3 protein-coding genes are annotated in these 13833 nt (G+C 50.5%); all 3 read left to right on the top strand.

What is annotated here, in order from left to right; genetic code table 11:
- Nucleotides 1-48 precede the first annotated feature (48 nt).
- The 3 genes from O3276_RS17440 (at nucleotide 49) to O3276_RS17430 (ending at nucleotide 13786) form a co-directional block, all read left to right on the top strand.
- Nucleotides 49-4266: a hypothetical protein gene (locus tag O3276_RS17440; protein ID WP_269672479.1), complete on the top strand. Its 4218-nt coding sequence runs from the start codon at nucleotides 49-51 to the stop codon at nucleotides 4264-4266.
- Between the two features lie 149 nt (nucleotides 4267-4415).
- Nucleotides 4416-9098: a hypothetical protein gene (locus tag O3276_RS17435; protein ID WP_269672478.1), complete on the top strand. Its 4683-nt coding sequence runs from the start codon at nucleotides 4416-4418 to the stop codon at nucleotides 9096-9098.
- Nucleotides 9099-9457: 359 nt separating this feature from the next.
- Nucleotides 9458-13786 (top strand): hypothetical protein, encoded by a 4329-nt coding sequence (locus O3276_RS17430; protein WP_269672477.1) that lies wholly within the window; start codon nucleotides 9458-9460, stop codon nucleotides 13784-13786.
- Nucleotides 13787-13833: the final 47 nt, after the last annotated feature.

The raw sequence follows: 13833 nt of genomic DNA, 5'->3' as shown, positions 1-13833 counted from the left end.
TGTGCAAACACATCTCACAGCCAGAGTGCCTGACAAAACAGGTCAGCCTTGCCTGATACCGGCTGCCTGGAACTTTACCGGGCTGACCAGGTCAGTTCTATTGTTGTCATCCCCAGACGATTCTCCAACTGGAAACAGGTAATCTCCGAAGAAACCATGCAGTCACCTTCCTCCTCAGTAACCGCAGACACGGCATCCCCGTTAACAGCCACTGAAACAGGAAGGCACCGGCCAGCAAACAGCCGAAAACAAAAAAGAAAGCGATCCATGTCAGGTTACCAGGTGGAACAGACAACAACGGGCACTGGAACATTGCCACCGCATCAACTGCAATCTGAATCCGGGCCCATCCCGTCCATAAAGCGCAGGCGTGTTACTGACAACAGCAGGCGTATTGTCTGTTCTGCAACTTCGCTACCTGCTAATCCGGAGCCAATGGAGACCGAACCGGCCATGCCTGCTGACGCAGCTTCCAGGCTTCCGGGAGTGATCAGTTTCCTATCAAGAAACCTGCCAACCCTCAGCGACAACAGGCTATTAACTGGCAATGAACATACCTCAGCGATGGTGCAGGTCATGCCTGAACCAATGAAGGATGTACCGCTCACTACAGAAATTAACAGTGAAACATCAATTTCAGAATTTTCTGTAAGCCAGCAAAATGAACTGCGAACACATTTAAATAACCAAGAAATTCAAGCAATATTAACGAATGCCGGGACTCTTCTGAAAAACCTCAAAGACAGGAACATCCAGTTAGCGCGAGACAGGGGAAAGCCGCCCGCACATTCCCTCTTTTCCAAGTTAAAAAACTTCAGCATTGTTAAAGATTCTCAGACTTTCAAAGGCTATTTTGCCAAGGCCAACACGTTCTTTTTAGCTGTAAATCCCCAGCAGATTACCAATACCAGCTGCCTTACCAGCATGTTCAAGTCGAAGACTCAGATAAAAAAGTTTGCAGAAGAAAGCGAGGAAAACATTCAGGCGGTTGCTGCTAACCCATGCTTGAAACAGATTGCCTCCATGTGTAATGGCAAAGGCTTGCCCGACAAAGCGAAGGTGGAAGCGCTCAAAGCGTGGGAGTGCTGGAAGGTGAACGGCGAATTCAGCCTGGAACTGCTGCGGGCCTTTTCCTCCATGATGAGCAGTAGGGGCTTGCCCGACAAAGCGAAGGTGGAAGCGCTCAAAGCGTGGGAGTGCTGGAAGGTGAACGGCGAATTCAGCCTGGAACTGCTGCGGGCCTTTTCCTCCATGTGTCATGGCAAAGGCTTGCCTGACAAAGCGAAGGTGGAAGCGCTCAAAGCGTGGGAGTGCTGGAAGGTGAACGGCGAATTCAGCCTGGAACTGCTGCGGGCCTTTTCCTCCATGATGAGCAGTAGGGGCTTGCCCGACAAAACGAAGGTGGAAGCGCTCAAAGCGTGGGAGTGCTGGAAGGTGAACGGCGAATTCAGCCTGGAACTGCTGCGGGCCTTTTCCTCCATGATGTGCAGTAGGGGATTGCCCGACAAAGCGAAAGTGGAAGCGCTCGTGGCGTGGGAGTGCTGGAAGGTGAACGGCGAATTCAGCCTGGAACTGCTGCGGGCCTTTTCCTCCATGATGAGCACCAGGGGCTTGCCCGACAAAGCGAAGGTGGAAGCGTTCGTGGCGTGGGAGTGCTGGAAGGTGAACGGCGAATTCAGCCTGGAACTGCTGCGGGCCTTTTCTTCCATGATGAGCAGTAGGGGCTTGCCCGACCAAGCGAAGGTGGAAGCGCTCAAAGCGTGGGAGTGCTGGAAGGTGAACAGTGAATTCAGCCTGGAACTGCTGCGGGCCTTTTCCTCCATGATGAGCAGTAGGGGCTTGCCCGACAAAGCGAAGGTGGAAGCGTTCGTGGCGTGGGAGTGCTGGAAGGTGAACGGCGAATTCAGCCTGGAACTGCTGCGGGCCTTTTCCTCCATGATGAGCACTAGGGGCTTGCCCGACAAAGCAAAGGTGGAAGCGTTCGTGGCGTGGCAGTGCTGGAAGGTGAACGGCGAATTCAGCCTGGAACTGCTGCGGGCCTTTTCCTCCATGTGTCATGGTAAAGGCTTGCCCGACAAAGCGAAGGTGGAAGCCTTCGGGGCGTGGGAGTGCTGGAAGGTGAACGGCGAATTCAGCCTGGAACTGCTGCGGGCCTTTTCCTCCATGTGTCATGGCAAAGGCTTGCCCGACAAAGCGAAGGTGGAAGCGCTCAAAGCGTGGGAGTGCTGGAAGGTGAACGGCGAATTCAGCCTGGAACTGCTGCGGGCCTTTTCCTCCATGTGTCATGGCAAAGGCTTGCCCGACAAAGCCAAGGTGGAAGCGTTCGTTCAATGGCTACCCTCGGATGAAAATAAGAATATTCTGAAACTTTCCTGCCGAATATTTGCAAGTTTTGGTTTGCCCTCAGGAAAAAAACTGACTGAAAATGAGAAAACACTGCGCCAATGTCTTAATCAGCATGGTTGTACCACTGAACATGGAGACGACAATAGTGATGAAGATCTTTTAGAATCGAGTCAAATGAAAGCACTGGCTCTGTTCTTCTCCGGGCCCGCAAAATGGAGAATGAAAATTGCCGAATTCCAACAATATCTGGCTGCCCACAAGAGTCCTCGAAATGGCAGAGTGGCTGTTCGTGCTGCGCTGAAATCATTGCTACCGATATTGGCTATCCATGGAGGAACTGGCATCCAGTTCTGGATGGAAAAATATCGTGAAAATCCACGCTGCAAAGGAGTACTCACTAAGGCATTAGCCATTCCTGCACCACTGGCTTTAACAAAATTTTCACTCACGCAACTCCCTGAATCTGAGATGCAGGAATACCTTGAACTGTGCAGAAACCTGAAGCCAGCCCCAACTCAGGAACAGTGGTATGCATTAAAACCACTTTGCCAACAGCTTGGCCAGCGATTTGACTTCACGCAATCTAAACGCACGATGCTGGAAATTCTCTGGCAACAATCAGAAGATAACCGCTCAAAATACGCGGATAAGATGGATGAGCTATTCAAAACCTTGCCCACCATCTCACAGTGGCGCGGGTTACATCGGGTGCTTGGACCACACAAAATGCAGCAATTCATGGATGCCTGTCTTGACTATCAGGCTACACCTGAAACCGCTCCTGATGTCAGGATTCAGCAACGATTGCTGGCAGGAATGCTGCTCACCAAGCACTCTCTACCTGAACAAGGGAAAATACCGGATCTCTGCTTTTCAAACCGAGTGGCAACAGATGATAAAAGAGGGGTGATGGTCGGTGGTGATCCCGCCATGTCGGGCCAGGAACGCCTGTGGCGCTTTATCACGGCCATGTTAATTGAGCTTGAACAAACAGAATATCAATTCAAGAATCAAAGACTAACCGTTTTGCCAGCCGATGGCGATCCGGTTGTACTCCAAAATCCAGAGTTTACCCTCAGAGATACCGGCTTTGTTATAAAGAACTGGACATTGCAACAGTTAACCGCCTTTTTCAAGGCAACCGAGTTCACAGAACAATGGTATAAACAGCCTCAGGACAAGCGCGATCCCTATGCGATCAGGCTTGAGGCAAAATTAGCCCAAATGCAAGCGAGAACCAAAGAGCCCAAGAAAGCCAAGCCTAAAAAAATACCACACCTGGTGGCACCCTCTCTGATTATCAGTCTAATCAATTGCCATAAACCATTAAAGCCTGCGGTCTGGTCATCTCTTGAACACTATGCCAGCAGCGGCCAGCTAAACGCCCGTTTATGCACGGCACTCAGCCCGGTTATCAAAGATGATAAAGAGGGCATTGTTCCAGACCTCGTTAAGAAAGCGGTGGTTGCAAAGTTGGAACAGATTGAGGCAGCAAAAACGCCAGCAGTAACATCAATCCCTCAGCAAGGACTTCCAGCAAGGGCAAGCACATCAACTCAAGGGAACCACGTTTCCAACCGTCGCATTCAAGGGCCGCTATCTGACTTTGACGCGGCAATGGAAGCTCTGGATCGTTTTCGCGAATTGGGAAATGCAGAACTTGAACTGCTGGAACCCCACCGAAGCCGAATGACTTCTGTTGAATTAAGCACTGCTATCTGCAAAATGAGCTACGCAGTGGATTCAGAAACACGGAAAGAATGGCATGAAGCCAGCGAGAAAAGGAGAAGAGACCCACTTGGGCTTGATGAAATAGTGGAATGGGATTTGGATTCATTGGCGACATTGGATTCATTGGCGACAGAGTCAGAACTGGTCAACAACGATGACTGGATGGAAGAGTTCCTGCAAGGGCTGTGATATGCATTCACACGTTGTCGGTGAAAAACACCTTCTATAACCCGTATTCCAATGACACCCGTTCTTTAAAGGTGAATCCCAAGGTTCTCGCAAGCTTCTCATGTGCAAACACATCTCACAGCCAGAGTGCCTGACAAAACAGGTCAGCCTTGTTTGATACCGGCTGCCTGGAACTTTACCGGGCTGACCTGGTCAGTTCTATTGTTGTCATCCCCAGACGATTCTCCAACTGGAAACAGGTAATCTCCGAAGAAACCATGCAGTCACCTTCCTCCTCAGTAACCGCAGACACGGCATCCCCGTTAACAGCCACTGAAACAGGAAGGCACCGGCCAGCAAACAGCCGAAAACAAGAAAGAAAGCGATCCATGTCAGGTTACCAGGTGGAACAGACAACAACGGTCACTGGAACATTGCCACCGCATCAACTGCAATCTGAATCCGGGCCCATCCCATCCATAAAGCGCAGGCGTGTTACTGACAACAGCAGGCGTATTGTCTGTTCTGCAACTTCGCTACCTGCTAATCCGGAGCCAATGGAGACCAAACCGGCCATACCTGCTGACGCAGCTTCCAGGCTTCCGGGAGTGATCAGTTTCCTATCAAGAAATCTACCAACCCTCAGCGACAACAGGCTATTAACTGGCAATGAACATACCTCAGCGATGGTGCAGGTCATGCCTGAACCAATGAAGGATGTACCGCTCACTACAGAAATTAACAGTGGAACATCAATTTCAGAATTTTCTGTAAGCCAGCAAAATGAACTGCGAACACATTTAAATAATCAAGAAATTCAAGCAATATTAACGAATGCCGGGACTCTTCTGAAAAACCTCAAAGACAGGAAAATCCAGTTAGCACGAGACAGGGGAAAGCCGTCCGCACATTCTCTCTTTTCCAGGTTAAAAAACTTCAGCATTGTTAAAGATTCTCAGACTTTCAAAGGCTATTTTGCCAGGGCCAACACGTTCTTTTTAGCTGTCAATCCCCAGCAGATTACCAATACCAGCTGCCTTACCAGCATGCTCAAGTTGAAGACTCAGATAAAAAAGTTTGCAGAAGAAAGCGAGGAAAACATTCAGGCGGTTGCTGCTAATCCATGCTTGAAACAGATTGCCTCCATGTGTAATGGCAAAGGCATGCCCGACAAAGCGAAGGTGGAAGCGTTCGTGGCGTGGGAGTGCTGGAAGGTGAACGGCGAATTCAGCCTGGAACTGCTGCGGGCCTTTTCCTCCATGTGTAATGGCAAAGGCTTGCCCGACAAAGCGAAGGTGGAAGCGTTCGTGGCGTGGGAGTGCTGGAAGGTGAACGGCACATTCAGCCTGGAACTGCTGCGGGCCTTTTCCTCCATGTGTCATGGCAAAGGCTTGCCCGACAAAGCGAAGGTGGAAGCATTCGTGGCGTGGGAGTGCTGGAAGGTGAACGACAAATTCAGCCTGGAACTGCTGCGGGCCTTTTCCTCCATGATGAGTAGTAGGGGCTTGCCCGACAAAGCGAAGGTGGAAGCATTCGTGGCGTGGGAGTGCTGGAAGGTGAACGACGAATTCAGCCTGGAACTGCTGCGGGCCTTTTCCTCCATGTGTAATGGCAAAGGCTTGCCCGACAAAGCGAAGGTGGAAGCGCTCAAAGCGTGGGAGTGCTGGAAGGTGAACGGCGAATTCAGCCTGGAACTGCTGCGGGCCTTTTCCTCCATGTGTCATGGCAAAGGCTTGCCCGACAAAGCGAAGGTGGAAGCGCTCAAAGCGTGGGAGTGCTGGAAGGTGAACGGCGAATTCAGCCTGGAACTGCTGCGGGCCTTTTCCTCCATGATGAGCAGTAGGGGATTGCCCGACAAAGCGAAGGTGGAAGCGCTCAAAGCGTGGGAGTGCTGGAAGGTGAACGGCGCATTCAGCCTGGAACTGCTGCGGGCCTTTTCCTCCATGATGAGCAGTAGGGGCTTGCCCGACAAAGCGAAGGTGAAAGCGATCGTGGCGTGGGAGTGCTGGAAGGTGAACGGCGAATTCAGCCTGAAACTGCTGCGGGCCTTTTCCTCCATGTGTAATGGCAAAGGCTTGCCCGACCAAGCGAAGGTGGAAGCGTTCATGGCGTGGGAGTGCTGGAAGGTGAACGGCGAATTCAGCCTGGAACTGCTGCGGGCCTTTTCCTCCATGATGAGGAGTAGGGGCTTGCCCGACAAAGCGAAGGTGGAAGCGCTCAAAGTGTGGGAGTGCTGGAAGGTGAACGGCGAATTCAGCCTGGAACTGCTACGGGCCTTTTCCTCCATGTGTAATGGCAAAGGCTTGCCCGACAAAGCGAAGGTGGAAGCGCTCAAAGCGTGGGAGTGCTGGAAGGTGAACGGCGAATTCAGCCTGGAACTGCTGCGGGTCTTTTCCTCCTTGTGTAATAGCAAAGGCTTGCCCGACAAAGCGAAGGTGGAAGCGCTCAAAGCGTGGGGGTGCTGGAAGGTGGACGGCGAATTCAGCCTGGAACTGCTGCGGGCCTTTTCCTCCATGTGTCATGGCAAAGGCTTGCCCGACAAAGCGAAGGTGGAAGCGCTCAAAGCGTGGGAGTGCTGGAAGGTGAACGGCGAATTCAGCCTGGAACTGCTGCGGGCCTTTTCCTCCATGATGAGCAGTAGGGGCTTGCCCGACGAAGCGAAGGTGGAAGCGTTCAAAGCGTGGGAGTGCTGGAAGGTGAACGGCGAATTCAGCCTGGAACTGCTGCGGGTCTTTTCCTCCATGTGTCATGGCAAAGGCTTGCCCGACAAAGCGAAGGTGGAAGCGTTCCTGGCGTGGCAGTGCTGGAAGGTGAACGGCGAATTCAGCCTGGAACTGCTGCGGGCCTTTTCCTCCATGTGTAATGGCAAAGGCTTGCCCGACAAAGCGAAGGTGGAAGCGTTCGTGCAATGGCTACCCTCGGATGAAAATAAGAATATTCTGAAACTTTCTTGCCGAATATTTGCCAGTTTTGGTTTGCCCTCAGGAGAAAAACTGACTGAAAATGAGAAAACACTGCGCCAATGTCTTAATCAGTATGGTTGTACCACTGAACATGGCGACGACAATAGTGATGAAGATCTTTTAGAATCGAGTCAAATGAAAGCACTGGCTCTGTTCTTCTCCGGGCCCGCAAAATGGAGAATGAAAATTGCCGAATTCCAACAATATCTGGCTGCCCACAAGAGTCCTCGAAATGGCAGAGTGGCTGTTCGTGCTGCGCTGAAATCATTGCTACCGATATTGGCTATCCATGGAGGAACTGGCATCCAGTTCTGGATTGAAAAATATCGTGAAAATCCACGCTGCAAAGGAGTACTCACTAAGGCATTAGCCATTCCTGCACCACTGGCTTTAACAAAATTTGCACTAACGCAACTCCCTGAATCTGAGATGCAGGAATACCTTGAACTGTGCAGAAACCTGAAGCCAGCCCCAACTCAGGAACAGTGGTATGCATTAAAACCACTTTGCCAACAGCTTGGCCAGCGATTTGACTTCACGCAATCTAAACGCACGATGCTGGAAATTCTCTGGCAACAATCAGAAGATAACCGCTCAAAATACGCGGATAAGATGGATGAGCTATTCAAAACCTTTCCCACCATCTCACAATGGCACGAGTTACATCGGGTACTCGGACCACACAAAATGCAGCAAGTCATGGATGCTTGTCTTGAATACCAGGCTAAACCTGAAGCCGCTCCTGATGTAGCTACTCAGCAACAGTTGCTGGAAGGAATGTTACTGACAAACCACTATCTGCCTGAACACATCGATATACCGGATCTCTGCTTTTCAAACCGGGTGTCAACTGATGATGAAAGAGGCGTGGTTGTTGATGGTGATCACGTCATGTTGGGCCATGAACGCCTGTGGCACTTTATCACGGCCATACTGTTCGAGCTTAAACAAACAGAGTATCAATTCAGGAATCAAAAGCTTACTGTCATGCCAACCGATGGTGAACCGGTTGTACTCCAAAAACCGGATTTTACCCTCACGGATACCGGCCTTGTTATAAAGAACTGGACATTGGAACAGTTGACCGCCTTTTTCAAGGCAACTGAATTCACAGAACAATGGTATGAAAAGCCTCAGGACAAACGGGAACCCTATGCGATCAGGCTTGAGGCTAAACTAGCCCAAATGAAAGCAAGAACCAAAGAGACCAGGAAAGCTGAGCCTAAAAAAGCAGCATTTCTGCTGTCACCTTCCATGATTATCAATATCATCAAATACAAAAAACCATTAAAGCCAGCGGTGTGGTCATCTCTGGAACACTATGCCAGCAACGGCCAGCTAACCACAAGTTTATGTAAGGCGCTCAGCCCGGTTATCCGAAATGATAATGATGGTGTTGTTCCTGAGCTCGTTAAAAATGCAGTGGCTGAAAAGTTGGTACAGATTGAGGCAACAAAAACACCCGTAGTAACAGCAATCGCTCTGCAACAACCTCCTGCAAGCACGACACCCCCTTGGGATCAGGATTCCACCAGGAGCATTCAAGGGCCGAAATTTACCTTTGAAGCGGCAATGGAAGAGCTGGATCGTTTTCCGATATTGGGGAATAGAGAACTTGAACTATTGGAACCCTATCGGAAAGAGATGATACTTCCGCAGTTAATGAGTGTTCTCCAAAAGATCAACCATTATGATGTGGATAAACAGACACAAAACGCCTGGCATTCAGCTTTGGAATGCAGAAAAAAAGACCCTCTTGGGCTGAACGAAATTGACATTGACATTTGGGAATCGGATTCTGATTTATTGTCGCTGGATTTTGATTTATTTGCGACCGAGGCAGAACGGGTAGACAACAATGACTGGATGGAAGAGTTCCTACAAGGATAAACCAGTTGCCCTGACTCAAGCATTTTACAGTTAAAATGGCAATATACGCAGGTTAAATTGGTGCCTACCTGAAATTAGAGGAAACCGGAAGCGAATATCAAGAAGAAAGTCAAACCACCACGTGGCAAGAATTAGCGGTTTTCGCCAGCGGCTGACATACTTCCATCGGGGCGGCCTCTCACTGGGTGTAGTATTTCAGTAAACATCATACCGGTGTTTGGCCGTTACCCCATTCAGGCCGGACGAAATTTGTTGCTATGGAGGATTGCGTGGAGCGCAAACCCTGAAAATACAGTCAGTATGAGACTTTCACCCAAACGATTCTCCAATTGGAAACAGGGAGGACCTCCAAACAAACCATGCAGTCACCTTCCTCCTCAGCAACCGCAGATACTGTATCCCGGTTAACATCTACTGAAGCTGGAAGAGACGAGCCGTCAACCAGCCGCAAACGCAAAAGAAAGCGGAGCATGGCAGGTCGCCAGATTGAAAAGACAACAACGGACACTGGAGCGTTGCCACCGCATCAACAGCAACCTGAATCCGGGACCATTTCCCCCATAAAGCTCAGGCGTGTTACTGGCAATAACTCGTGTATTGAGCGCTCTTCTTCGACTTGGGTTCAGGGTAATCCGGAGCCAATGGAGACTGACACGGCCATGTCTGCTGACGCCGCTTCCACGCTTCCGGGGATATCAATAAATCTACCAAAAACCAGCGACAACAGGCTATTAACTGGCAATGAACATACCTCAGCGATGGTGCAGGACATGCCTGAACCAATGGAGGGTGTACCGCTCACTACAGAAATTAACAGTGGAACATCAATTTCAGAATTTTCTGTAAGCCAGCAAAATGAACTGCGAACACATTTAAATAATCAAGAAATTCAAGCAATATTAACGAATGCCGGGACTCTTCTGAAAAACCTCAAAGACAGGAAAATCCAGTTAGCGCGAGACAGGGGAAAGCCGCCCGCACACTCCCTCTTTTCCAAGTTAAAAAACTTCAGCATTGTTAAAGATTCTCAGACTTTCAAAGGCTATTTTGCCAAGGCCAACACGTTCTTTTTAGCTGTCAATCCCCAGCAGATTACCAATACCAGCTGCCTTACCAGCATGCTCAATTCCAAGACTCAGATAAAAAAGTTTGCAGAAGAAAGCGAGGAAAACATTCAGGCGATTGCTGCTAACCCATGCTTGAAACAGATTGCCTCCATGTGTAATGGCAAAGGCTTGCCCGACCAAGCGAAGGTGGCAGCGTTCGTGGCGTGGGAGTGCTGGAAGGTGAACGGCGAATTCAGCCTGGAACTGCTGCGGGCCTTTTCCTCCATGTGTAATGGCAAAGGCTTGCCCGACAAAACGAAGGTGGAAGCGTTCTTGGCGTGGGAGTGCTGGAAGGTGAACGGCGAATTCAGCCTGGAACTGCTGCGGGCCTTTTCCTCCATGTGTCATGGCAAAGCCTTGCCCGACAAAGCGAAGGTGGAAGCGTTCGTGGCGTGGGAGTGCTGGAAAGTGAACGGCGAATTCAGCCTGGAACTGCTGCGGGCCTTTTCCTCCATGTGTAATGGCAAAGGCTTGCCCGACAAAGCGAAGGTAAAAGCGTTCGTGGCGTGGGAGTGCTGGAAGGTGAACGGTGAATTCAGCCTGGAACTGCTGCGGGCCTTTTCCTCCATGTGTCATGGCAAAGGCTTGCCCGACAAAGCGAAGGTGGAATCGTTCGTGGCGTGGGAGTGCTGGAAGGTGAACGGCGACTTCAGCCTGGAACTGCTGCGGGCCTTTTCCTCCATGTGTCATGGCAAAGGCTTGCCCGACAAAGCGAAGGTGGAAGCGCTCAAAGCGTGGGAGTGCTGGAAGGTGAACGGCGAATTCAGCCTGGAACTGCTGCGGGCCTTTTCCTCCATGATGAGCAGTAGGGGTTTGCCCGACAAAGCGAAGATGGAAGCGTTCGTGGCGTGGGAGTGCTGGAAGGTGAACGGCGAATTCAGCCTGGAACTGCTGCGGGCCTTTTCCTCCATGTGTCATGGCAAAGGCTTGCCCGACAAAGCGAAGGTGGAATCGTTCGTGGCGTGGGAGTGCTGGAAGGTGAACGGCGACTTCAGCCTGGAACTGTTGCGGGCCTTTTCCTCCATGTGTCATGGCAAAGGCTTGCCCGACAAAGCGAAGGTGGAATCGTTCGTGGCGTGGGAGTGCTGGAAGGTGAACGGCGAATTCAGCCTGGAACTACTGCGGGCCTTTTCCTCCATGTGTCATGGCAAAGGCTTGCCCGACAAAGCGAAGGTGAAAGCGTTCGTGGCGTGGGAGTGCTGGAAGGTGAACGGCGACTTCAGCCTGGAACTGCTGCGGGCCTTTTCCTCCATGATGAGCAGTAGGGGCTTGCCCGACAAAGCAAAGGTGGAAGCGTTCGTGGTGTGGGAGTGCTGGAAGGTGAACGGCGAATTCAGCCTGGAACTGCTGCGGGCCTTTTCCTCCATGTGTCATGGCAAAGGCTTGCCCGACAAAGCGAAGGTGGAAGCGCTCAAAGCGTGGGAGTGCTGGAAGGTGAACGGCGAATTCAGCCTGGAACTGCTGCGGGCCTTTTCCTCCATGATGAGCAGTAGGGGCTTGCCCGACAAAGCGAAGGTGGAAGCGTTCATGGCGTGGGAGTGCTGGAAGGTGAACGGCGAATTCAGCCTGGAACTGCTGCGGGCCTTTTCCTCCATGTGTAATTGCAAAGGCTTGCCCGACAAGGCGAAGGTGGAAGCGTTCGTGCATTGGCTACCCTCGGATGAAAATAAGAATATTCTGAAACTTTCTTGCCGAATATTTGCCAGTTTTGGTTTGCCCTCAGCAGAAAAACTGACTGAAAATGAGAAGACACTGCGCCAATGTCTTAATCAGTATGGTTGTACCACTGAACATGGAGACGACAATAGTGATGAAGATCTTTTAGAATCGAGTCAAATGAAAGCACTGGCCCTGTTCTTCTCCGGGCCCGCAAAATGGCGCATGAAAATTGCCGAATTCCAACAATATCTGGCTGCCCACAAGAGTCCTCGAAATGACAGAGTGGCTGTTCGTGCTGCGCTGAAATCATTGCTACCGATATTGGCTATCCATGGAGGAACTGGTATCCAGTTCTGGATGGAAAAATATCGTGAAAATCCACGCTGCAAAGGAGTACTCACTCAGGCATTAGCCATTCCTGCACCACTGGCTTTAACAAAATTTGCACTAACGCAACTCCCTGAATCTGAGAGGCAGGAATACCTTGAACTGTGCAGAAACCTGAAGCCAGCCCCGACTCAGGAACAGTGGTATGCATTAAAACCACTTTGCCAACAGCTTGGCCAGCGATTTGACTTCACGCAATCCAAACGCACGATGCTGGAGATTCTCTGGCAACAATCAGAAGATAACCGCTCAAAATACGCGGATAAGATGGATGAGCTATTCAAAACCTTGCCCACCATCTCACAGTGGCGCGGGTTACATCGGGTGCTTGGACCACACCAAATGCAGCAATTCATGGATGCCTGTCTTGACTATCAAGCTACCCCTGAAACCGCTCCTGATGTCACGATTCAGCAACGGTTGCTGGCAGGAATGCTGCTCACCAACCACTCTCTACCGGAACAAGGGAAAATACCGGATCTCTGCTTTTCAAACCGAGCGTCAACAGATGATAAAAGAGGGGTGATGGTCGGTGGTGATCCCGCCATGTCGGGCCAGGAACGCCTGTGGCGCTTTATCACGGCCATGTTAATTGAGCTTGAACAAACAGAATATCAATTCAAGAATCACAGACTAACCGTTTTGCCAGACGATGGCGATCCGGTGGTACTCCAAAATCCAGAGTTTACCCTGAGAGATACCGGCTTTGTTATCAAGAACTGGACATTGCAACAGTTAACCGCCTTTTTCAAGGCAACCGAGTTCACAGAACAATGGTATAAAAAGCCTCAGGACAAGCGCGATCTCTATGCGATCAGGCTTGAGGCAAAATTAGCCCAAATAAAATCGAGAACCAAAGAGCCCAAGAAAGCCAAGCCTAAAAAAATACCACACCTGGTGGCACCCTCTCTGATTATTCGTCTAATCAATTGCCATAAACCATTAAAGCCTGCGGTCTGGTCATCTCTTGAACACTATGCCAGCAGCGGCCAGCTAAACGCCCGTTTATGCACGGCACTCGGCCCGGTTATCAAAGATGATAAAGACGGCATGGTTCCAGACCTCGTTAAGAAAGCGGTGGTTGCCAAGTTGGAACAGATTGAGGCAGCAAAAACGCCAGTAGTAACATCAATCCCTCAGCAAGGACTTCCAGCAAGGGCAAGCACATCAACTCAAGGGAACCAGGTTGCCAACCGTCGCATTCAAGGGCCGCTATCTGACTTTGACGCGGCAATGGAAGCTCTGGATCGTTTTCGCGAATTGGGAAATGCAGAACTTGAACTGCTGGAACCCCACCGAAGCCGAATGACTTATGTTGAATTAAGCATTGCTATCTGCAAAATGAGCTACGCAGTGGATTCAGAAACACGGAAAGAATGGCATGAAGCCAGCGAGAACAGGAGAAGAGACCCATTTGGGCTTGATGAAATAGTGGCATGGGATTTGGATTCGTTGGCGACATTGGATTCATTGGCGACAGAGTCAGAACTGGTCAACAACGATGACTGGATGGAAGAGTTCCTGCAAGGGCTGTGATATGCAAGGCTTGCATCGGTGTATACGACTGCTTCAATATTTATTCG

The sequence above is a fragment of the Endozoicomonas sp. GU-1 genome (assembly GCF_027366395.1).
Taxonomy (GTDB): Bacteria; Pseudomonadota; Gammaproteobacteria; order Pseudomonadales; family Endozoicomonadaceae; genus Endozoicomonas.
The sequence above is the reverse complement of the archived record's forward strand: the minus strand, read 5'-3'. Positions and strand labels throughout refer to the sequence as shown.

Coding starts and splice junctions, on each gene's coding strand:
- O3276_RS17430 (WP_269672477.1), top strand. CDS start 9,458: ATGCAGTCACCTTCCTCCTCAGCAACCGCAGATACTGTATCCCGGTTA.